This is a genomic window from Alteromonas sp. KC3, from assembly GCF_016756315.1.
GTDB lineage: Bacteria > Pseudomonadota > Gammaproteobacteria > Enterobacterales > Alteromonadaceae > Alteromonas.
In genome coordinates, this window is the sequence record NZ_AP024235.1 from 473,111 (window position 1) to 495,583 (window position 22,473).

At 45.4% G+C, this 22,473-nt stretch carries 17 protein-coding genes; 12 read left to right on the plus strand and 5 right to left on the minus strand.

What is annotated here, in order from left to right:
- Positions 1-16: 16 nt before the first annotated feature.
- On the minus strand, positions 17-2,962 hold the full coding sequence (locus JN178_RS02065; protein ID WP_202263345.1) for a TonB-dependent receptor plug domain-containing protein: 2,946 nt from the start codon (positions 2,960-2,962) through the stop codon (positions 17-19).
- 388 nt (positions 2,963-3,350) lie between these two features.
- On the opposite strand from JN178_RS02065, the gene JN178_RS02070 reads away from it, so the two are divergent.
- Complete coding sequence (locus tag JN178_RS02070; protein ID WP_232369663.1) at positions 3,351-5,069, plus strand: cyanophycinase; 1,719 nt, start codon at positions 3,351-3,353, stop codon at positions 5,067-5,069.
- Positions 5,070-5,075: 6 nt separating this feature from the next.
- Here the strand turns inward: JN178_RS02070 and JN178_RS02075 are convergent, their stop codons facing one another.
- On the minus strand, positions 5,076-6,053 hold the full coding sequence (locus JN178_RS02075) for a hypothetical protein (RefSeq protein WP_202263347.1): 978 nt from the start codon (positions 6,051-6,053) through the stop codon (positions 5,076-5,078).
- Positions 6,054-6,236: 183 nt separating this feature from the next.
- Here JN178_RS02075 and tatA point away from each other — a divergent pair, with 183 nt between their 5' ends.
- The 7 genes from tatA to hemB are packed head-to-tail and all read left to right on the plus strand — an operon-like array spanning position 6,237 to position 11,770.
- The gene (gene tatA, locus JN178_RS02080) at positions 6,237-6,476 is read left to right on the plus strand and encodes a Sec-independent protein translocase subunit TatA (RefSeq protein ID WP_159627298.1); all 240 of its coding nucleotides are present in this window, start codon (positions 6,237-6,239) and stop codon (positions 6,474-6,476) included.
- Positions 6,476-6,775 (plus strand): Sec-independent protein translocase protein TatB, encoded by a 300-nt coding sequence (gene tatB / locus JN178_RS02085; RefSeq protein WP_202263348.1) that lies wholly within the window; start codon positions 6,476-6,478, stop codon positions 6,773-6,775. Before tatA ends, tatB begins: the two co-directional genes overlap by 1 nt.
- Positions 6,776-7,534, plus strand: a complete 759-nt coding sequence (tatC, locus tag JN178_RS02090; RefSeq protein ID WP_159627297.1) for a twin-arginine translocase subunit TatC — start codon at positions 6,776-6,778, stop codon at positions 7,532-7,534.
- 25 nt (positions 7,535-7,559) lie between these two features.
- Entirely contained in the window at positions 7,560-8,087 is a 528-nt protein-coding gene (locus tag JN178_RS02095) for a hypothetical protein (protein WP_202263349.1), read from the plus strand.
- Positions 8,088-8,864: a TatD family hydrolase gene (locus JN178_RS02100; RefSeq protein WP_202263350.1), complete on the plus strand. Its 777-nt coding sequence runs from the start codon at positions 8,088-8,090 to the stop codon at positions 8,862-8,864.
- 12 nt (positions 8,865-8,876) lie between these two features.
- On the plus strand, positions 8,877-10,772 hold the full coding sequence (locus JN178_RS02105; RefSeq protein ID WP_202263351.1) for a sensor domain-containing diguanylate cyclase: 1,896 nt from the start codon (positions 8,877-8,879) through the stop codon (positions 10,770-10,772).
- On the plus strand, positions 10,769-11,770 hold the full coding sequence (gene hemB / locus JN178_RS02110) for a porphobilinogen synthase (protein WP_202263352.1): 1,002 nt from the start codon (positions 10,769-10,771) through the stop codon (positions 11,768-11,770). The genes JN178_RS02105 and hemB overlap by 4 nt, the downstream gene beginning before the upstream one ends.
- A 72-nt stretch (positions 11,771-11,842) precedes the next feature.
- Here hemB and JN178_RS02115 read toward each other — a convergent pair whose 3' ends face one another.
- Entirely contained in the window at positions 11,843-13,354 is a 1,512-nt protein-coding gene (locus tag JN178_RS02115; RefSeq protein ID WP_202263353.1) for a Ppx/GppA phosphatase family protein, read from the minus strand.
- A gap of 27 nt (positions 13,355-13,381) precedes the next feature.
- Positions 13,382-14,668 carry an ATP-dependent RNA helicase RhlB gene (gene rhlB / locus JN178_RS02120; RefSeq protein ID WP_202263354.1) on the minus strand — a complete coding sequence of 429 codons (1,287 nt, stop codon included), beginning with the start codon at positions 14,666-14,668 and terminating at the stop codon, positions 13,382-13,384.
- 100 nt (positions 14,669-14,768) lie between these two features.
- Here rhlB and trxA point away from each other — a divergent pair, with 100 nt between their 5' ends.
- The 4 genes from trxA (at position 14,769) to JN178_RS02140 (ending at position 21,049) form a co-directional block, all read left to right on the plus strand.
- The gene (gene trxA / locus JN178_RS02125; RefSeq protein ID WP_012517074.1) at positions 14,769-15,095 is read left to right on the plus strand and encodes a thioredoxin TrxA; all 327 of its coding nucleotides are present in this window, start codon (positions 14,769-14,771) and stop codon (positions 15,093-15,095) included.
- Positions 15,096-15,365: 270 nt separating this feature from the next.
- Positions 15,366-16,631: a transcription termination factor Rho gene (gene rho / locus JN178_RS02130; RefSeq protein WP_014997165.1), complete on the plus strand. Its 1,266-nt coding sequence runs from the start codon at positions 15,366-15,368 to the stop codon at positions 16,629-16,631.
- A 281-nt stretch (positions 16,632-16,912) separates the two neighbouring features.
- Entirely contained in the window at positions 16,913-18,211 is a 1,299-nt protein-coding gene (locus JN178_RS02135) for an amidohydrolase (RefSeq protein ID WP_202263355.1), read from the plus strand.
- Positions 18,212-18,232: 21 nt separating this feature from the next.
- Complete coding sequence (locus tag JN178_RS02140) at positions 18,233-21,049, plus strand: ATP-binding protein (RefSeq protein ID WP_202263356.1); 2,817 nt, start codon at positions 18,233-18,235, stop codon at positions 21,047-21,049.
- Here JN178_RS02140 and nhaA read toward each other — a convergent pair.
- Entirely contained in the window at positions 21,011-22,291 is a 1,281-nt protein-coding gene (gene nhaA, locus JN178_RS02145; RefSeq protein WP_202263357.1) for a Na+/H+ antiporter NhaA, read from the minus strand. The genes JN178_RS02140 and nhaA overlap by 39 nt on opposite strands.
- Positions 22,292-22,473 lie beyond the last annotated feature (182 nt).

Below are 22,473 nucleotides of genomic sequence, written 5' to 3' on the forward strand. Positions count from 1 at the left end.
GCCCCCTTGGTGTCACTTATTGAAAATAGTAGCTAAACGCAAGCGTGTAGCGCGTACCAAATGGGTCGTGGTTATATGCATCAAAGCCTCTTCCAGAACCATATGCAGTTGGTGCATCGCGGTCAAATAGGTTGTCCACAGTTAATCGAATGTCGGCGTTGTCAAAGTAATAACCTGCACTAAGCGTTACCGTTGTCCAACTGCTGACATCTCGTTCTTGGTTTTCTTCGGTAATCGCACCAATATCTATTAGCTCGTCGATTTCGCGACCTCGCAAGCGGATAATGTCATCATCGTAGCTGCCAGTATAGAAGACGTAAGCACCGACATACCAGTCTTCTTCAACATAGAAAAGTTCGGCGGTTGCAACGGTTTCAGGGTACAAGAATGTGCCGGCGAGTGACTCTATCTGATCTGAGCCCGGTCTGTTGCGATCGTAAGTAAGATAGTGGGTACCAGACAACCCCAGCTCTAAGGTGCCGCGAGACATGTTAATGTCGTGCGTAACGTTCCAGTCAATACCTTCAAGTTCCTGAGTACCGGTGTTATCTAGCAATAAGATATGGTCTCTGAATAAGGGGAGCTCTGCAAAGCGCGGGTCATCAAAGGCCACCCATGCATCTAAAATCTCAGTAAGGTTTGCACCGTCAGCCTCTATGGTGTTTCCTTGGCTGTCAGTGACCAAACATAAATCTTCTAGATATGAGATGCCGATTTCACCTTCGTCTAATACACCGCAATGGCGCAGTGAAGCGTCGGTAATCGCTTCGTTGAGCACGCCTGTCATGTTGGTATCAACAATATCTTCGTGGTCGAATGTCCAGTAATCTACCGTGATATGCGTATTATCAGTAGGGCTGTAGGCAAAACCAAACGAGTACGTCTCAGATTCTTCAGCGCGCAGAGCAGGGTTGCCTAACTCAAGTACGTTGTTCCCGCGCACCGTACCTTGACCTTCGCAATATAAATCAGCGACTGCGCTATTAACGCTACAGTCAAACGAGGCACGGGTAGTTCGCAGCTGTACGCCAGCTTGGGTTAGTGAAGGTGCTCTAAATGCAGTAGACCAAGAGCCTCGCAGCACAAGGTTATCAAGTGGTCGATACGTAAAGCCCACTTTGGGATTGAAGGTACTGCCAAAGTCATTGTAATCGTCAAAACGTCCCGCAAGGCTAATATCGAACTTGTCAGAAACAGGCACAAATACTTCGGTAAAAATACCCATCTGGTTTCTATCGGCAGCAGATGCACTTGAACCAAAACCAAAGACGTCGACAAGAAAATCATTTTCCGCACGGGCTTGAGAGTCAAGGGACGGCATATCGGTAATTTCTTCGCGTCTAAACTCAACACCTGCTGCAAGTAAAACGGCGTTGCCATTGAATTGAGCAATCTCTCCGTTGATTTTAGCATCAACACCAAATACTTCGCTGGTACCATCGCGCGTCGGACGTGCTTGAGTAAGGCCTAAAATAGCGTCGTTTTGGGTGTCACCCACTAAGAATGGGTTGTACGCAGAAAGTAAGTTACTGCCCGCACAGCTTAAGCTGTCATCATCACTGTTGTATTGGGCAATGTTGCCATTGTCACACAATTCGCCGTGGGCGGCTGCGGTATACAAATAACGGTTGTAGATACCTTGCGTGGCAACTTGTTCTGATTCACTGCGAGAATACAGTGCACCGGCTTCCCATTCCCAGTCACCAAAATATCCTAGTACTGAGGTCACCAAACGGATGGCATCTGTCTCGATTTCAACGGTGCGCGGCGACGAGAAGCGTGCGTCGTATTGGAAACCCTCGAGTTCACGACCGGCCACCGTATCAAAAGGGTCAACATATAGGTTATCAAGAATGCTATTTCGCGTTGTCTCGTCCAATACATCAAGGGCGTCCACACCTATCCACGCGCCTTCTTCGTCATCAACCTGGTTGATAGGTGCTGGCGTAGAAAACGACGTTGATTTGGTATGTGAAGCCAGCAAGTCTGTACGCCAGGTTAGATTGTCACCTTGATAGGTATAGGTGAAGCCACCAGAAAGGGTCTCAAGTGGCGTTTCAAAATAGTCATCTTCATTAGCGTAGTAAGCACATATTTCTTCGCCAAACTCGGTAATGGTTAACTCGTCAGCACAATTAGGTGCTGGCATCTCGTTACCGTCTCTGGCGCTGTTGAAGTAAATGTTGGGTTGGCCTTTCGCAAGATATGAATAGCTACTTTGCAAAATAGGCTCGCGGGTCTGCGAAAAGTCTGCTGCGCGAATTGCTTTTCTGTCGTAGTAATCGACAAAGGCAGTGAGGTTACTGTTTTCAAAGTTCTTGCCCCACAACATTTGAAAATTCAGCGCACCGTGATCGTTGCTGTTCGTGGTGTTTTCGTAGTTGGTAGAAAGCTCAAGGCCCTCGTAATCGTCTTTGAGAATATAGTTGATAACGCCTGCCACAGCGTCTGCGCCGTAAATCGCCGAGGCACCTGTAGCAAGAATTTCAACACGCTCTACCGCTGATGCTGGAATGCTGTTGATATCAACAAAGTTCTCTGTGCCTGCGGCGAATGAACTGGCTGCGATTCGACGTCCATTCACTAATGTCAGTGTAGATGACGGACCTATTCCGCGCAACGACGCAGCGGCTTGCCCTGGTGGGGTTGATGTAGATGTTGCGCCACTTTGTGTTGTATCAAACGTGCCTACGCCACCGCGAGCTTGAGTCACCGTACGCATAAGCTCTGAAATGGTTGATGCGCCTGTGCGAGCAATATCATCTGAAGTCAAAACGGTGAGTGGCTGCGCGCCCTCCATATTGGCACCGCGAATATTACTACCGGTCACCTGAATGCGTTCAACGGTCTCGTCTTCATTGACGGGTTCTTGAGCGAACGCCGCACCAGCAATACAAAGAGATAGGTAGCTGAGCGTGCCAACAGACACACTGATTCTGTGAAGTAACGTCGATTTTTTCATTATTGTAATTCCCATAACACGCACGGTCTGATGCCGCTTTACGCGCGATTCAACACTTGATTAAAGAGAAATTTGCTGCAAGACGCAGCGAGGCCGCTTCAATTAATTGAAGGGCTTGGAGGCTACTCGTCGAACCACTCCGACAAGTAAAAGTTTTGATAGCGATAGTTGCCAAGGTTGGCAGCTTTCTTGATCATCGAATAAAACCAGTGCTGTGACGAATTATGCATTTCGTCTGGGTAAAATAGTGTTTAACGGTGTTAACGAAACCGTTGACATTAATAATTAGTTAACACTACGGTGAATAAAAGTCAATCAAATAAATACGCCGTTGGATTAAATGAAAGTCTCTTTTTTGAACATTATAAACAGTGTCTGCAGGGCGCCCATGAAATTGCCTGTTAAGTTGTCTTATTTTTTCTATATCTATGTTTTTTCTTGTTATTCTATTGCTTCGCCTAATTTAATTTTGGCGGGTGGTGCACTTAAGACATGTGCAAGTCTGTCTGCCAAAAACTGCGATTCAGATCATGTTTTTGTTAACGCGAAAACACATGCTCTCTACGAAGTTAATGCAGAGTCGCTGTCGAGATACCGAAAGAACAGTACTGAGTTTGGTAAATTTGATGAAATTTTGTATTCATCATTATCGAATATTTATTCATCTTTGGGTGGTGCGCAGTATAAGAAGAATGCGTTGTTTGACGCCCTTAATGATGCAGGGTTTCACAACGATGACATTCGCAGCCTCTCGGATGCGAGCTATTTTTTACTTTTGGATTCATTAGAAGTCAGCCAGGTAGATTCGAAGGGAGAGCGCCTTAAAGAGCGGGTATCCCTTGCGCATACTAAAGAAAAAGCGTCGGTTGATGTATACAATGCTTTTCTACAAGCGGCAAAAGACAAGCATCGCCAAAAGAGGGTTGAGCGGCGAGTAAGAGTAGGTGTGATCACCGCATCATCCCGCGACCCATTTGAAGCCGTAGATTTCTACACAGGGGTATTTAATAACCCTGATATCGATGTACAGTGGATACCATTAACACCTGCCTTGCAGCACGCCAAATTTGTAAGCGATATGGGCGGCAAGGGCTGTGAAAACTTACCCTACTTCAGGTCGCAGTTTACATTATTCGACAAAGCGCGCTTGTACCCAGAGCGTGCTGAAAAACAAACGGCTTGGTGTCTAGATGAAACATTGGCACTTGATACGCTGTCTAATCTCGACGGATTATTTTTTAATGGCGGCGATCAAAGTAAAACCCTTGCCGCACTTACAACACCTACCGGTGAACCGAGTACCTTTTTAACTCATCTTCGAGCATTGTGGAAGGCAGATGCCATTGTTGTCGGCGGCACAAGTGCAGGTACGGCAGTTCAGGCTGGTGGTTTTGCAAATGGACGACCTATCCCTATGCTCACAAGTGGCGACTCAGAAGGTGTTCTTTCCAGTGGGGTTTTCGCCGTACCACCCGTCTCCCAGCGTTGTGAAGACGGCAGTGGTTGTGAGAATCATCTTTTGGATAATGCCGTCACACTTAACCTTGTGGGTGGATTGGGCTTATTTCGTTACGGTCTATTAGACACCCATTTTTCAGAGCGCGACCGAGAAGTAAGGCTAATCGCTGCGACGGCACAGAGTCAGCAACAATTTGGCTTTGGCGTTGACGAAACAACCGCATTACTTGTCGAACCTGAGACGCAAGCAAATCAACTTAGTTTCAGTGTTATCGGTAAAGGTGGCGTGTTTATTGTCGACCTTAGTGAAGGGCGCATAGAAGAAACGCGATATAAAGAAAAGGCTAAACGCATAATAGCCGGCTCTGCGAGCTTTGTGCCCTCGGGCAGCAAAGGCACAATTCGCGAAGGGGTACTAAATATCGACTTAGTGAAACAAGATAACGCAATACCGCGCCATGCCAATAAAAAAGGTAGCGCTGACGGTGTGTGGCGGGAGCAGGTAATGCGTCTTTGTCGCAACGCTGAAGAAACATCGTGGGAGCACCTTGGCACAACTCATGTACTTAAACGTTCCGCGCAGTCAGTCGTTCAGCGTAACAATTATTGTGGTTATGCTTATGTGCCATTTTTGGTGTTCGAGCCATAAGCGTATTTAAGTATCTTTCCCGTAATAGGCTTCAATGCGCAGTGCAACACCGTACGACGTCTTGAAGTCTTCATTACGTAACCATAATACAAAGGGCTCTACTTCAAAGAAGAGCCAATCGCGTAATGTATTATTGCGCCAACGCATTCCTGCGTATATTTCTTCAACGCGATAGTTCGGCTGGCTGAGTCCTTCAACCATAAAATGGGGAACGATCGCATTGTGTTCATCCACCGAATACAGATGGTGCACTTCATGTCGCCAAAGCCAGTCGTTTGTATCATCTCTAAAATAAAATCGATTGTTCTGGCGGAAAAGGTGCTTCTCGTTCACATCGTATTGAAACGCAACGCCAGTCTCTGCGCCTAAGCGGTCCCGTGAGTAAAAGTAAAGTTCGCTGTCATATAGCATTGCCCATTGAGAAGACAGGGCCAAAGCATCGCGATAGCGGGCCTTTACATAAAGCTGGTCGCGTCTACCTGCGCCCACACGAAAAGAGTAATGTGAATCTTGTTCTGGTCTGAAACGCAGTGCAATAGTGGTACGGTCCCGATCATTGTTATCAGTATTTCTCGCGGCGCGAATGGTATTGTCTTGCGTTTCATCTTCATTATCGCTTAGCAGCAAATCCACTCTATCTTCAAGCGCGGGAAGTTGTACTCTTATTCTAAATCGCAAATCGGTGTCGGAGAGCATGCCAGTGCGAGGCTCCCATGCAAGCTGAACTCTGCCTTCAGCGCGTGCCTGTTTGTGGGACGCGCGCGCGTCATCATCGAGAAAAAGGCCATCGAGTTGTTTGACAGTAAAATCCATTGAATCAGTAAAGCTACGCTGCCAGATATCGAACCATCGATTATTCTTTTCAGCCTCATTTTGAGCGCTGTTTATCTGATAATCTGGATTATTGACCGACGCACTATCGCTAGCCACACCCTGATTAGGTAGCAACAATAATGATGAACAAACGGCCACAATACACAGCATTGCTAACTAACTCCTTGTTAAATTGGCAATAAAAACCAGACTGCGAGTAGAGTAGAACTCACTACTAGAGCATCGCGCTTCATCAACAAAACGTCAATGATTATTCGTTGTCACAAATATTCAGGTGAAAGCATCGCCGTGCAATGGCATACTGTGGAAATTGATGTAAGGGAGATTATTTTTATGGGTGGAATTAGTATCTGGCAACTGCTGATCATACTGGTTATCGTAGTGTTATTGTTTGGCACAAAACGTCTTAAAGGTATTGGTACTGATTTAGGTGGCGCAATTAAAGGCTTCAAAAAAGCGGTAACTGAAGACGATAAAGACGCAGACTTTGAGCAGAACAAGCAAGTTGAAGAAAAATCAACGGCGGACACGGTATCTGCTAAAACATCGAGTGACGTTAAAGAAAAATCCTAATGTTCGATATCGGCTTTTGGGAGCTACTAGTTATCGGTGTGCTGGCGCTATTGATTTTAGGGCCAGAACGTTTACCGGGAGCTATGCGCTCGACTATTAATACAATTCGAAGCGTTCGCAATGTTGCCACTGGCTTTAAGCAAGAAGTGGAGCATCAATTGCGAGTGCATGAATTGCATGAAAATTTGAAAAAAGCAGAACAACAAGGGCTCAAAAACCTTTCACCTGAACTTGAACAAAGTGTTGATGAGCTTAAGAAAGCTGCTGAATCGGTTCAAGAACCTTATAAAAAACAATAGATGTCTGACGCTAACAACTTAATTTCTCACCTGATTGAACTGCGTAGTCGCATACTCAAAGCCCTTTTGAGTGTGTTGGTTGTGTTTTTGTGTTTGGCTGCCTTCGCGCAAGATTTGTATCAGTTGCTTGCATTGCCTTTGCTCGAAAGCTTGCCTGAAAATGCAACCATGATTGCAACCGATGTGGCGTCGCCGTTTTTTGCGCCGTTCAAACTCACCTTGGTACTGTCTTTTTTTATTGCAATACCCTATGTGCTGTACCAAGTATGGGGATTTGTTGCCCCCGGTTTATACCGCAATGAAAAACGCTTGGTCGCACCTTTACTGTTATCAAGTACCTTGCTGTTTTATGCCGGTATGGCCTTCGCGTACTTTGTGGTTTTCCCTATTGCCTTTGCTTTTTTTAACAGTGTGGCACCAGAAGGGGTCACGGTAAGTACCGATATTTCCAGTTATCTTAATTTTGTACTGAAACTGTTTTTTGCTTTTGGTGTCTCATTCGAGATACCGATTGCCATTATTTTATTGTGTTGGACTGGGGTCACTGACGCCAAATCCTTACGCGCAAAGCGCCCCTATGTTGTGGTAGGTGCTTTTGTTGTAGGTATGCTACTGACGCCACCAGATGTGATCTCACAAACCCTACTTGCCATTCCCATGTGGTTATTGTTTGAAGTGGGTGTCATTGTTGGCGGCTTGTATGCAGGTCGATCTAAGTCTGATGAGGACGAACCCGAGCAGCGCCCTGACAACACATAGCAGTTATATATAGAAAGGAATAAAAATGAAAACACGCGCTCTTTCTCTAATCACTATGCTATGCGCCTTTGGCGCGTTCTCAGCACAGGCTGAGACAGTGGGAGAAGCCTTACAAAAATGCCGTAGTACCGATAATAGTCTTAAACGTTTGGTGTGCTATGACCGCCTTGCCAAGTCGTTAGATCAGTTTGACGGTGCGAACGAGCTTGTGGGCACAGTGCAGCCGTTGCCTGCTATTCGCCAATCAGGTGTAGCGCAAGCGCCACAAACCAACACGCCTGCAGATCCGGCCAGCGAATTTGGTTTAGAAAACAAGAAGAAGCCAACAAACCAATTAAGTGAAGTGTCGTTAACGATAACGGATATTTCTAAGAGCTTGCGCGGGAAGTACGTAGTGACATTTAGCGACGGCTCAGTGTGGCAACAAACCGACGATACCTACCTTAATATCGAAGTTGGCCAAACGGTTACGATTGACCGTGGCTTTCTTGGCGCATTCTTTATGGGTGTAGAAGGTGTTAACAAGCGAATAAAAGTGAAGCGCCTTAAGTAGATGGCGTGGTTCGATGCTGGCGTCAATCTTCTGGATAGTCGATTTGACGCCGACGACGTAATCAATAACGCCAAGGATGCAGGCGTCACTAAATTATTGGTTATTACTACTCATCCCAATGAGTGGGAGCGTGCCTCTGCGCTTTACCAGCAATATCCAGAGCATTTGTGTTACACAATAGGTGTACACCCCCACAATGCAAAAGATGTAGAGCTGCATCATTTCGACTTGTTAAAGCGCGCTGCCCAGCAACCAGGATGCGTTGCTATTGGCGAGTGTGGCTTAGACTTTAATCGTGACTTTTCTCCACGAGACACGCAAGTTTCCGTTTTTGAAGCCCAATTAACTATTGCTCAGGAGGTTGGGCTGCCAGTGTATCTCCACGAACGCGATGCCTTCGAACAGCAAATGACTATTTTGCGCCGATTTATGCCTGCTCTTACAGGTGGTATTGCTCACTGCTTCACGGGTAATGAAAGACAAGTTCAAGACTATCTTGAACTGGGCCTTTTTATCGGAATTACAGGCTGGGTGTGCGATGACAAGCGCGGCGTTGAATTGAGAGAAGCGGTCAAGCACATTCCACTAAACAGATTGGTGCTTGAAACCGATGCGCCTTATTTGTTTCCGAAAACGCTAAGGCCGCGTAAACGCAACAATGAGCCTGCGTTTTTACCTCATATCGCTAATCAATTAGGCGAGTATCTGCAGTTAGAGACTGATATATTGCGTAATTGCAGTTATGCTAATACTTGTGAGTTGTTTTCACTCCAGTAGATGTAGGTTTGTATGCGAATAAATATCAAAGCGGTGCCAAGGTATGACGCTGGGCTTATCGCAATTACCCTTGTTGCCGTTATCGCATTTATTTTTGTGGTGTCGAGCCTTTCACCACACACGAGTAAAGCTCCACAGTTTTCCCAGTTAACGTATCTTACCGAATCAGACCAAAGCCATAGCTTTTCAACAATTACACGTGTTTCCCCCGCGTTATGGCAATCCGTTTCCTCACCAGTAAATTTAGGCATGAATAGCCAAGTTCACTGGTTTTCGTTAGTTGTACCGCCAACAGAAAGTGATAAGCAACGCTATTTACTACACATCGATTACCCGTTAATTGACCATCTCGATGTAGGGATATTTAGTAGTATTGGTACTGTACCGGCAGCGACATACGCCGCAGGCGATAGCCAGTCTATTACCTTACGACCAATCAAACACATAACGCCACTGTTCCCACTGCCATTAAGTGCTGAATCTCAGCGTGTTTTTATTCGCGTTCAAACATCAGGAACAATTAGGCTGCCGCTGCGAATATGGGAAGAGAGAGAGTTTCTCACGTACTCTGCAGCACGAAACTTGGCTCTTGGCATTTTCTTTGGCGTGCTTGTAGCGATGGGCGTAAGTAACGCCTTTCTGACGTTTGCCGCGCGTAACGCGTCGTTTCTTTATTACTCGGGGTACGTACTGAGCTTAGCCTTAACACTGGCAACACTCCACGGCTATGGTTACCTCTATGTGTGGGTTGATAATGCGTGGCTACAAAGCAAAGCGCTACTCTTGTTTTCAAGCACGACCATTATGTTTGCAGCAATGTTCACACGTAGTCTCCTTCCTATACGTGAATTCAGTATAAAGCTCGACAAAATTACGCAAAGCATAGCTTGGATTTGCGCGGTAAACATTGTAGCGGGGTTTGTATTCCCTTATTACCTCATGATAAAGGTGTATTTGCTGCTGTTAAGCATCATTATCATTTATACCCTTGCTTTAGGCATTTGGTTAGCCATAAAGGGCGTTGTAGTGGCGCGCTATTTTACAATCGCGTGGGCTTTTCTTTTGATTAGTGGATTGAGTGCCAGCCTAGATAATGTAAATCTGATTGAGTTACCTATTTCATCAAACAACCTACTTATCATTGGCGGTGCGGTAGAAACACTGATTCTTGCGCTTATTCTTGCAAATAATTACAGTCATAGCCGCGAAGACCTGATTTCTGCACAGCAGTTTGCGCTAGAGCAAGAGAAGCAGGCCAATATTGCTAAAGAGAATTTGCTAGAGGTTCAAAAGCGTTATCAAGACGATCTTGAATACAAGGTTGAAGAGCGCACCCTTGAACTTGAAATTACCTTAAGAGAGCTATCGGAAGTTAACCAGGAACTAGAACGCCTTAATGCTATAGATCCGCTAACGGGTGTTCATAATCGTCGTCACTTCGACAAGCGGCTGCGTTCCGAAGGACGGCGCAGTAGACGAGAGCAAACTCCGTTGTCGCTTGCCATTATTGATGTAGACCACTTTAAACAAATTAATGATGGCTACGGGCATGATGGCGGTGATGCGTGTTTAATTCACGTTACACGGCTATTTCAGACACTTATTCAACGCCCAACCGATGACTTATGTCGCATAGGGGGTGAAGAATTTGCCATTATATTGCCTAATACGGACCTTGAAGGTGCGCGACACGTAGTAGAATCGATGAGAGATACCCTTGAGCATTCACCATTGCTATACAATGGTGAGAAAATAGGCTTAACCGTAAGTGCTGGGGTTTCTACCACCATTATTCGCGACGAAGATCACGCCCAAGTGTTATTTAGGCATGCTGATGAATTGTTATATCAGGCAAAAGCAGCTGGCAGAAACAACGTAAAACACGATTATTTACAGGACAAACTATGACATCTTCTTCTTTCCCTCTACGCAGAATGCGCAGATTACGTGCTAAAGACGCACTGCGGGGGCTTGTCGCAGAACATACTTTAACAGCAGACGACTTAATTTATCCCGTGTTTGTTTTACCTGGCGAAAACGCAAGAGAAGCCGTGCCTTCTATGCCGGGAGTAGAGCGTCTATCTATTGATTTATTGCTGGAAGAAGCGGCAAATTGGGTTGCACTAGGTATTCGTACGCTAGCACTTTTCCCTGTCACCCCAATGTCGTTAAAAACAGATTGCGCCAGTGAAGCATTTAATCCAGATGGCCTTGCACAGCAGGCTATGCGCGCGCTTAAAAAGGCCTATCCCGACGTTATGCTAATGTCGGATATTGCGCTAGACCCTTTTACTTCTCATGGCCAAGACGGGTTAATAGACGAATCGGGTTACGTGATGAATGACGAAACAGTCGACGTACTTATTAAGCAAGCATTATCACATGCCGACGCTGGCGCCGATATTGTGGCCCCCTCAGATATGATGGATGGACGCATTGGCAGTATCCGAAAAGCACTAGAAGAAGCCGGTCACATAAATACCTGCATTATGGCGTATTCAGCGAAATATGCATCAGCCTATTACGGGCCTTTTAGAGATGCGGTCGGATCTGCTGCAAACATTAAAGGTGGCAATAAAAAGACGTATCAGATGGACCCTGCCAACACTGACGAGGCGTTGCATGAAATAGCACTGGATATCGACGAAGGTGCAGACATGGTAATGGTGAAGCCTGGCATGCCATATCTTGATGTTGTACGACGCTGTAAAGAAACCTTTAAAGTGCCTACATTCGCATATCAAGTGAGTGGTGAATACGCCATGCACCAAGCCGCTTTTGCTAATGGGTGGCTAAACGAAGACGCGGTTATACTCGAGTCACTTTTGGCATTTAAGCGTGCAGGCGCAGATGGCATATTAACGTATTTCGCGCCAAAAGCAGCGGCGCTACTCGCTAAGTCGTAGCATGGTTGTAACGTTATAGAACAATAAAAAAGCCGCGATTATTCGCGGCTTTTTTATGGATAGTCACCTAGGTTATTGGCAGATAAGTTCGCAGCCAGCTTTGTGTTGAAGCCAGCACTCGTTTGCCAGTTCTGCATTAATTAATGGATGGGCTTTTAACCAGCCTTCAGGGAAAGTAAGCGTCCAATTGCTGTCATTACAGACCAAACTCACTTCTGGTATATGCTTGTTTTGACGTCGCAGACAAAGGACAACCGCAATGCGTAACACACGCAACATTCCTTTGAGCATGGGGCGATAGTCTTCGTGATATTTTTCAAACAGCGATTTGTCCACGCTTAAACGATGCTGAGCAACAAGATCTCTAATGGCTGCACGTTGTAGTCGCGTAAAGCCGGGTAAATCAATATGGCTAAGAATGTATTCGCCGTGCTCGTGATGTCGCTTATATTCAATGTGAAGCCCAATTTCGTGCAACTGCGCAGCTGCACCTAAAATGGTTTCAGTATCCAAATGGCAAATATTTTGCTGTGCACACAATTGGTGGCAAAGCGTCAGAGCAACTTGCCTTACATTATTGGCGTGCTTTGTATCTACATGATAACGATGCATCGCTTGATTTAGGGTTTGCTGTCGACGATCATTCTCTTTAATGTTGTCGAGCATGCCGTAAATCAAACCCTCGCGTAGCGCGCCGCCTGAAATATTCATATGTTTGATTTCAAGCGCTTCAAACAAGCTAATAAGAATCGCTAAGCCCGAAGGGAAAATAGCTTTGCGATTGTCTTCTAAGCCGTCAATATTCAGTGTTTTAATGTGTTCGCATTCCACACACTGTTTTTCTAAGTGATAGAGGTAATCTAAGCGAATGGCGTCACTGATACCTTGAGCAACCAAAATTTCAGTTATTGCTTGAGGTGTTCCCGAAGCGCCTAAGCAGTTTTCCCAGTCGAAACACAAAAAGGCATCGGCGACCTCGTCAATCAATGCCCGTGCGGCGGCCTTTGCGTTGACAAAATTATCCGCAGTAATGTTACCACCTTCAAAATAACGTTCCATAAAGGTGACACACCCCATGTCTAAACTTTTTAGGTGAATGGGTTGCATGTCATTGCCGATAATAATCTCTGTACTCGCGCCGCCAATATCAATAACCAGGCTATTGCCTTGGTTTGCCGACGTATAAGCTACCCCTAAGTATATCTGGCGAGCCTCTTCTTCGCCGCTAATAACGTCTAGCTTGTGGTTGAGGATTTCCTCGGCTTTGCGAATAAAGACATGGGCATTGGTGGCTAAGCGCAGCGTCGCAGTAGCCACAATCCTGATATTGGAAGAAGGTATATCTTGTAAGCGTTCTGAAAACACTTGCAGGCATTGCCAACCGCGTTCCATGCTAACTTCATCCAGTGCCATCGCGTCGTCTAAGCCTGCCGCTAACCGCACTTTCTGTTTTACTTTCCCTATAATTTGCACGCTTCCATTAACCACATGAACGATCACCATATGGAAACTGTTAGAGCCTAAATCAACGGCGGCGTAATACTCGCCGTAGGTCTGTGCGTCGTGCTGAAGTTCTGCCTGCATATAACACTCTTATTTCATTTACTGCTTTTACGCCTTGTGGTTGCGTTGTTGCGGCTTGCCGCGTCCGCGTCCATTACCACGTCGAGACGAATTTCTATTATTAGGAGGACGTCTTCTGCGTGGCTTTGGTGGCGTTACATCTTCAAGTAATGCACTGCGGTCATAATCAGTAACCGGGATCGCTTTTTGAATGTATTGTTCTATAGAAGGTAAATTCAAAGCGTATTTTTCACAAGCAAAACTAATTGCTACACCGCTTTGACCTGCTCGGCCGGTACGACCGATGCGATGTACGTAATCTTCAGCGTCGTCGGGTAGGTCATAGTTAAATACATGGGTAACTGCATCGATATGTAGGCCGCGTGCCGCAACGTCGGTAGCCACCAAAATATCCAAGTTACCCTTAGTGAAATCTTCTAAAATACCGAGACGTTTCTTCTGTGGCACGTCGCCGCTTAAAAGGCCAACGCGGTGGCCATCGGCGGTAAGCCAGTCGGTCACCTTTTCACAGCTATTTTTGGTATTGGCAAAAACTATCGCCTTTTCCGGCCACTCTTCTTCAAGTAGCGTAAGTAGCAATAGCATTTTGTCGTCATCAGACGGGTAGAATAACTCTTGCGTTACACGTGTCGCAGTAGTTTGTTCTGGCGCTACTTGAACGTGTGTCGGGTTATTCATATGCTCATAAGCCAACTCTTGTACGCGATAGCTTAATGTGGCAGAGAAAAGCATGCTCAAACGCTCAGCCGCTGGCGGCATACGGCGGAATAAGAAACGGATATCTTTAATAAAGCCTAAATCGAACATGCGATCGGCTTCATCGAGTACGGCAACCTGAATATTATTCAGCGTAAACACATTCTGTTTGTAGTAATCCAGTATGCGTCCTGTCGTACCAATTATAATATCTACCCCTTCTTCCAAAGTTTCCCGTTGACTTTGGTAACCTTCGCCCCCATAAATCAAACCAAGTGACAATCCAGTGTGCTCACTAAGCAATTTGGCGTCATTATAAATTTGAACGGCTAGCTCTCGGGTTGGCGCCATAATAATAGCGCGCGGGCCATTTGATTTGCTGTTCGCTGCATTTTCTGCTTTGCTTAGCAAATAGTGAAATGTAGCTACCAAAAAGGCAATGGTTTTACCGGTTCCGGTTTGTGCCTGGCCTGCAATGTCATGACCGTCTAATAACGGAGGCAGAGCGAGCGCCTGAATTGGTGTACAATGTGAAAAATTAGCTGCCGCCAAGGCGTCAACAACCTTGCCGTTTATCGGCAGGTCAGAAAAGTGAGTATCAGTTAAGTGAGTAGGCATAGCTTATAGCTTATCAGTGCTTGCATTAAAAAACAGTTTCTATATAACACTTATGGTCGGGCTGAGACAAATCAGCAACTGACCAAAAATGGAGAAAAGAATGAGCGACAAAATTATCCAGTTATCTGACGATAAATTCGAAGCAGATGTTATCAATGCTGAAGGTCCTGTACTGGTTGACTTCTGGGCCGAATGGTGTGGCCCGTGTAAAATGATCGCACCTATCTTAGAAGAAGTTGCGACCGAGTTTGATGGCAAGTTAACAGTTGGCAAGTTGAATGTCGATGAAAATAACGAAACTCCACCTAAATATGGTATTCGTGGTATTCCTACATTGCTGCTTTTCAAAAACGGTAACGTTGCTGCAACAAAAGTTGGTGCATTATCAAAAGCACAATTAACAGAGTTTCTTAACGAAAATCTGTAATTAATTGCGCAGTGAAGAAACCGGGGCCAAAATGGCGCCGGTTTTTTTGTTTTAAGCCCATTCATGAATCGAATGAGCCTATCAATAACAAAATAATTAACATTTCGGCAGTAAAACGCTGGACGTTGATTAAATATAGTGCTAACTTTTCCTCAGCGCTCATCCGAGCAGCATTCTGCTTACGCCCATATCCGGGTGATATCAAATCTAAACTAGAACAGAGTGACAATTAGTCCTGTAAGCGAAGTTCAAGCACAAAGACCCACCAGTATGAATTTAACTGAATTAAAGAATAAACCAATAAGCGAGTTGGTTGCCCTGGCCGAGGAAATGGGCCTGGAAAACATGGCACGCGCCAGAAAACAAGACATCATTTTCTCAATCCTAAAGACACACGCGAAAAGCGGTGAAGACATCTTTGGCGATGGGGTATTAGAAATATTACAGGACGGTTTCGGCTTTTTGCGTTCAGCTGACTCATCGTATCTTGCAGGGCCAGACGATATTTACGTATCGCCAAGCCAAATCCGCCGCTTTAACTTGCGCACGGGTGACACTATTGCAGGAAAGATTCGTCCGCCAAAAGATAGCGAGCGTTACTTTGCGCTGCTAAAAATCCGCGAAGTAAACTTCGATAAGCCGGAAAACTCTCGCAATAAAATTTTATTTGAGAACCTTACACCGCTTCACGCAGCCGACCGTTTGCGTATGGAACGTGGTAATGGCTCTACAGAAGACATCACCGCACGTGTACTAGACCTAGCATCACCCATTGGTAAAGGTCAGCGTGGTCTTATCGTTGCTCCGCCTAAAGCGGGTAAAACATTGCTCCTTCAAAATATTGCACAATCGATTGCGGCTAACCACCCAGAGTGTGAGCTAATGGTATTGCTTATTGATGAGCGTCCAGAAGAAGTAACTGAAATGCACCGCCTTGTACAAGGCGAAGTAGTAGCATCAACGTTCGATGAACCAGCTAGCCGCCACGTTCAGGTTGCTGAAATGGTTATCGAGAAAGCTAAGCGATTGGTTGAGCACAAAAAAGATGTGGTTATTTTGCTTGACTCAATTACCCGTCTAGCTCGCGCGTACAACACGGTTATTCCATCATCAGGTAAAGTACTTACCGGTGGTGTAGACGCTAACGCACTACACAAACCTAAGCGTTTCTTTGGTGCAGCACGTAACGTAGAAGAGGGCGGTAGCTTAACAATTATCGCGACTGCACTTATCGATACTGGCTCTAAGATGGATGAAGTTATCTACGAAGAGTTTAAAGGTACCGGTAACATGGAGTTACACCTTAATCGCAAAATTGCAGAAAAGCGTGTATTCCCAGCTATTGACTTTAACCGCTCAGGCACACGTCGTGAAGAGTTACTTACTGCGCAAGATGAACTACAGAAAATGTGGATCCTTCGCAAAATTGTTCACGAAATGTCAGAAATTGACGCCATGGAGTTCCTCATCAGTAAGCTGTCTATGACTAAGACAAACGATGAGTTCTTCGACGCCATGCGCAGACAAAAGAGCTAATGAACTTTTGATTATTTAAAAAAACGCCACTTCTTAGTGGCGTTTTTTTTGCCTATTTTTTGCTTATAAAAAAGGCAGAATAAAGCCAGAACAAAAACAACAAAGTTAACCTAGACTTCAGTCTACTACCCAAGTAGATGCCAATGGCGTATTTTGGCATTGGTAAATAACCGCAAATATATAACCACCATTAGTCTCAAAAATTGCTATGTACTGTGATAAGTGATGTTTTCTTTTTCAAGATGATCTACTCTGTCCAAAACATCAGAGGAAACAATAATATGTATCGGAAATTGCTATCGCTTACCCTTGCAGGGCTTTTCACTGTATCGACTTCACTTGCCTACGGCGCTGATGTTGAGGCATTAGCATCTAAAGTTGAGCCTGACGTTATTAAGTGGCGACATCATTTTCATGAGTTTCCTGAGTTATCTAATCGCGAATTTAAAACCGCAGAATATGTAGCCAATTACTTGCGTAGCTTAGGGTTAGACGTTCAAACCGGTGTCGCAAAAACCGGTGTAGTTGCCATCTTAGATTCAGGCAAACCAGGCCCTGTAGTAGCGCTTCGTGCTGACATGGATGGACTGCCGGTTAAAGAACAAAATGACTTACCGTATCGCTCTAAGCAAATGGGCGAGTACAACGGTAAAGAAGTACCAGTTATGCATGCCTGCGGTCATGACACGCATATGGCAATGCTTATGGGCGCAGCAAAAATTCTGACTGAGATTAAGGGTGAACTTAAAGGGAAAGTGAAATTCATTTTCCAGCCCGCTGAAGAAGGTGCGCCTGCAGGCGAGAAGGGTGGTGCCGAGGTTATGGTTAAAGAGGGCGTATTAAAGAACCCTGATGTAGACGCTATTTTTGGTCTTCATATCAGTGCTAATACCGACGTTGGCAAAGTACGCTATAACTCTGGCGGTACCATGGCTGCCGTCGATCCCTTTAAAATTGTTATTCACGGCAAGCAAGCACATGGTGCTTATCCGTGGAAAAGCGTTGACCCTGTAGTGACGGCTGCGCAAATGATCATGGCTATCCAAACTATCGTCAGCCGTGAAATTAAGGTCATTGATGATGCCGCGGTGGTATCTATTGGTTCAATTCACGGTGGTAACCGTTCAAACATTATTCCAAATGAAGTTGAATTGGTGGGGACAATTCGCACACTGAACAAAGCTGCGCGTGAGCATATTTACGAAGCGTTGCCGCGCAAAGTAAAAGGGATTGCTGATAGTATGGGGGCAAATGCGGAGCTAACGCTACCGCTAGACTACTATTATCCAATTACGTTTAACGACCCTGAGTTAACGCAGGCAATGTTACCAACCATGCAGCGCACAGCAGGGGAAGAAAACACCCTCTTGTCTAAACCAGTGACAGGTGCAGAAGACTTCTCATTCTTTCAAGAACAAGTGCCTGGTCTTTATGTGTGGGTGGGCGGAAAGCCACTTGATGTATCTGAAGAGGACAGCCCTGCTCACCACACGCCAGAGTTTTATATCGACGATTCTGGTATGAAGATGGGGGTAAAACTACTCACTAACTTTACGTTAGATTATATGGCTAAGCACTAAGCTATTGGCCGGAGGCACGCGTTGAAAAATAGTCGTTTCACTTTTTCATTTTCGTGGCATCTGGCCTTAGAAGCACTGCTTGTTTGTCTGGTGGGCGTCGTATTAAATGCGATTCCTGCTCCATTTGACAGCAGTGGTATTGCCGTATTTGGCGTAGGTGTATCGGTTTATGCTGCCCTGCGCTTTTCCCCTTTTGTTTCAATTCCTATTGCCCTGCTTATTAGTATGCCTCTGTGGCTTACTGAGGGAAGTATTGTTGGCAAAGAAAGCCTGACATTACTGCCAATTGTTTTGTCGCTTTTCGGTTACAAAAAGTCGCTTAAGCAAGTCATCAAAATAGGCGCAGGCTTTTGGTCTATCGTCTTTCTGCCTGTACTTGTGCTAGAACACTCACTGTACGATGGTGACAACGTTAATGTTTTATTTTCAGGTGTACTAGTCACTTGGGTGAGCGGTGTATTTGGCCTTATTACAGGGCACTTCGCTTACTTAGCGTTACATGGATTAAAGCGACAGACATCGTATCGTTTTGAACGTGTAACACTACATTTTCTGTTTGGCTATTTTTTTGCTGGCTGTTTTTTTGTGGCGTCCATGGCTGTTATCTACTTGTCGGTAAGCATGTTCCAACGTCAACAAGAGCGCCAGATCCACAGTTATATGACGCAACGTGTTCAAGTACTTGAATATCAGCTGTCTGATTTTATTCGACGCCACCAAAGTGCCATTTCCGGTGCGGCGCAAATGCTATCAAGTGGCGCTTTTCAGGAGCGCCAAGATGACGCTGCAAATGCGCAAATGGCAATTCTTGCAAAGGAATACCCTGAGTTTTTAACGTTTTTGGTGACCAATGCGCAAGGCGATATTACCCAAGCGTACCCCCTAGATATGATGGACAAGGCACGTGTGAGCGGCTTGACGAATGTGGCCTACCGTCCCTATTTTTATGAGGTCATGCAAAATGGCCAGCCATTCCTTTCCAATGTATTTCAAGGTAGAGGGTTTGGAAACGACCCCATTATCGCACTATCTGCCCCCTTGATGGATAGTAATGGTACACCACAGGGTATTATTGAGGGCTCACTTTCACTGAAAAGCTTTCAAGGCATTGACGCACTTAGCCTACGTGGTTTTTCGATGTTGATAGAAGATCAAAAAGGCGAAGTTATTTATGCGTCCCCTGGACTGGGCATGAAACCTTTGAGTAAAGCGCCTTTTTATGGGTGTGAGCCTAACTGTCCAGTTGAGGTGAACGGCGAGAACGAAGAGACAGTGCTGCTTAGATTTACTGGAAACCTTTCAAATGTAGATTGGAAAGTCAGTTATTTATTCAACAAGCGGCTATTGCTCGGTTCTTTGAGTGGCTACTTATTGAAAGACTTAGTATTGCTGCTTGTATTGTCTGCATTTGGTACCTTCACTGGCTATATCGTTGCGAAGATGGTTGGCGCACCTATTCGTCGATTAGTACGCTATATTGCTGAGTTTGAGCCCAATAAAGCCAATACAGCAAAGGTGCCACGTAGAGCGCTTCATATTCAAGAGCTATCCTCGCTTAACGATGAGTTTATGAGTCTAGAAACACGTCTTGTGGATGCATTTAATGACTTGGAGAAAGCCCGTCAAAACGAAAAAAGTTTAAACGTAGAATTAAACGAGCTAAACCAATCGCTAGAAGCGCGTATCGAGGAAAAAACACGGCATTTGGCGCTCGCCCTTAAAGAAGCTGAAGCAGCAAATATTGCGAAAACACAGTTCCTCGCGAACATGAGCCATGAAATTAGAACTCCAATGAATGGAATAATAGGCTCGTGTGAACTACTGCTAGAGTATGATTTATCTGAGCATGCGGCGGCGCGAGCGCGCACGATCTCGCGCTCTGCGGTAAACTTGCTAATGATTTTGGATAGCATTTTAGACTGGTCTAAGATCGAGTCGGGTAAAATGCTTATAGACCCAGAGAATACGAATGTTCAGGAGCTTTTCGATGCATCGTGTGAGTTGTATAGGCACACGGCGCAAAGCAAAGGATTCGACATCGCATTATCCATTTCATCCTCTGTACCTTCAGCACTTCATTTAGATGCCGGAAAAGTCAGCCAGGTGTTAAATAACTTGTTGAGTAACGCAATTAAGTTCACCGTCGACGGCGGCATAACGGTAGACGTGAGTTACGAGGTGGGGGTATTACATGTAGCAGTATCAGATACAGGCATTGGTATTGAAGCAAACAAATTACACCTTATCTTCGATAAGTTTGAACAGGCCGATGCATCGACCACACGATATTTTGGTGGCACAGGACTAGGACTTGCAATATCAAAAGGTTTGGTGGAGTTGCTCGGCGGCCGTATGCAGGTAGAAAGTGAAGTGGGTAAAGGCACTACGTTTACCTTTTACGTTCCTTGTGAGGTGGGTAATGGCATTGCGTTCAATGAACCTGAAAAGGTTGCTTCTCTGCCTAGTGATTTACGCGTGTTACTGGCTGAAGATAACGATATTAATGCCGAAATAGTAATGGATATGTTCGCATCAGAGGGCATTAAATGCTTACGCACGCGTAATGGCGCAGATACAGTACAAGCTGAAAAGCGCTACGATTTCGATATTATTCTCATGGATTGCCAAATGCCCGTCATGGACGGACAGAGTGCCTCACGACTGATTAGAAAAGAAGGGCGCAATAAAGATAAAGTCAGAATTGTGGCGTTAACGGCAAATGCTTTTGCTGAAGACAAAAATGCCTGCATAGCTGCAGGCATGAATGCACATTTGAGTAAGCCTATACGCAAGACGGTGCTATTCGACTGTATTGCCCGTGAACTTGCTAGCGTTTGAGGCAACGTCACCATTGGCTTTATTGGCGTTTTCTTCGCTAACAAGTCGTAACACCAGGTATCCAAGGCATGCAGAAACGAGTGAACCCGCTAGAATACCTACTCGCTCATCAAAAATTTGATTAATACCTGTCTGTTCAAACGCTAAACCGCCGATAAATAAGCTCATGGTAAAACCCACGCCACAGAGCAATGCGCAACCGTAAATATGCTTAAAATTAAGATCGTCAGGCAGCTTTGCTATTTTCAGTTTGACCATAACGAAACAGAAAACAAAAACACCCACTTGTTTTCCGACCAACAAACCTAAAAAGATGCCAAAGGTTACGGGGTGAAAGATACCCTCTGGACTAATATTGCCAAAGCTAATACCTGCATTGGCAAAGGCAAATATGGGGAGTATGGCGAAACTCACAGAGCCATTTAGGCTGTGCTCTAATCGAGTGACCGGCGAATAGGAAGGATCCTTTGAATCGCGCATTGGAATAAACGCAGCTAATACAACCCCTGCCAGCGTAGCATGTACGCCTGATTTCAACATGGCCACCCAAAGTACAATGCCAACCAGCACATAGGCAGGTATATCCACGACGTTGCGGCGATTCATTTGCCACAACAACAATAAACAGCCAGCGGCGATAAGCAGTGCCCCTATTGTAATGTGCTCAGTATAAAAAAGGGCAATAATGACAATAGCGCCAATATCATCGATTATAGCGAGCGTCACCAAAAACACCTTCAAGCTGGTGGGCACGCGACTGCCTAGCAGCGCGAGAATACCTAAAGCAAAAGCAATGTCGGTGGCAGCGGGAATGGCCCACCCAGCAATGGCTACTGGGTTATCCCAATTAATGCTTACGTAAATGAGCGCCGGCAACACCATACCGCCCACTGCGCCAGCGGCGGGAAATACAATATTTTTGGGGTTAGAGAGTTCACCCTCGCAAACCTCGCGTTTAAGCTCTAAACCCACGTGAAAAAAGAAAACGGCCATAAGGCCATCGTTTATCCAAAGTAAAAGCGGCTTGTCGATAGCCCAACTGCCTGCCGAAATTTGCACGGGCATGGTAATAAGCTGGTCATAGAGCGTATCTAAAGGTGAATTAGCAATAATGAGGGCTAGCACAGTAGCTACCATCAACAAAATGCCGGGTGCAGCCTCTCTATTTAGAAAGTCAGAGACAACGTCATGCACTTCTTCAATAACCTCGTCAATGACATCTGGCTCATGCTGCTTGGACATCGCTTCACCTCTTCTCACACTTGACCGCACGCCTTTTTACAAGTCGCACAGCGCCACCTTAGTCCAATCGACGGGCGAGGTGGCCTTTATTCCGTTAACATTAAGTTTAGTTAATACGGGTATGTTGTAGCACTGAGATCAATTTTCAAATGCCTAGCGGTTATGTTTACACATGTATTACC

What these genes read in the sequence shown, in the direction of transcription:
- nhaA (WP_202263357.1), bottom strand. Translation starts at nt 22,291, where the DNA reads ATGTCCAAGCAGCATGAGCCAGATGTCATTGACGAGGTTATTGAAGAA.
- JN178_RS02105 (WP_202263351.1), top strand. Translation starts at nt 8,877, where the DNA reads ATGCGAATAAATATCAAAGCGGTGCCAAGGTATGACGCTGGGCTTATC.
- JN178_RS02075 (WP_202263347.1), bottom strand. Translation starts at nt 6,053, where the DNA reads ATGCTGTGTATTGTGGCCGTTTGTTCATCATTATTGTTGCTACCTAAT.
- rhlB (WP_202263354.1), bottom strand. Translation starts at nt 14,668, where the DNA reads ATGCCTACTCACTTAACTGATACTCACTTTTCTGACCTGCCGATAAAC.
- trxA (WP_012517074.1), top strand. Translation starts at nt 14,769, where the DNA reads ATGAGCGACAAAATTATCCAGTTATCTGACGATAAATTCGAAGCAGAT.
- tatB (WP_202263348.1), top strand. Translation starts at nt 6,476, where the DNA reads ATGTTCGATATCGGCTTTTGGGAGCTACTAGTTATCGGTGTGCTGGCG.
- hemB (WP_202263352.1), top strand. Translation starts at nt 10,769, where the DNA reads ATGACATCTTCTTCTTTCCCTCTACGCAGAATGCGCAGATTACGTGCT.
- JN178_RS02065 (WP_202263345.1), bottom strand. Translation starts at nt 2,962, where the DNA reads ATGAAAAAATCGACGTTACTTCACAGAATCAGTGTGTCTGTTGGCACG.
- rho (WP_014997165.1), top strand. Translation starts at nt 15,366, where the DNA reads ATGAATTTAACTGAATTAAAGAATAAACCAATAAGCGAGTTGGTTGCC.
- JN178_RS02100 (WP_202263350.1), top strand. Translation starts at nt 8,088, where the DNA reads ATGGCGTGGTTCGATGCTGGCGTCAATCTTCTGGATAGTCGATTTGAC.
- JN178_RS02095 (WP_202263349.1), top strand. Translation starts at nt 7,560, where the DNA reads ATGAAAACACGCGCTCTTTCTCTAATCACTATGCTATGCGCCTTTGGC.
- tatC (WP_159627297.1), top strand. Translation starts at nt 6,776, where the DNA reads ATGTCTGACGCTAACAACTTAATTTCTCACCTGATTGAACTGCGTAGT.
- tatA (WP_159627298.1), top strand. Translation starts at nt 6,237, where the DNA reads ATGGGTGGAATTAGTATCTGGCAACTGCTGATCATACTGGTTATCGTA.
- JN178_RS02070 (WP_232369663.1), top strand. Translation starts at nt 3,351, where the DNA reads ATGAAATTGCCTGTTAAGTTGTCTTATTTTTTCTATATCTATGTTTTT.
- JN178_RS02135 (WP_202263355.1), top strand. Translation starts at nt 16,913, where the DNA reads ATGTATCGGAAATTGCTATCGCTTACCCTTGCAGGGCTTTTCACTGTA.
- JN178_RS02115 (WP_202263353.1), bottom strand. Translation starts at nt 13,354, where the DNA reads ATGCAGGCAGAACTTCAGCACGACGCACAGACCTACGGCGAGTATTAC.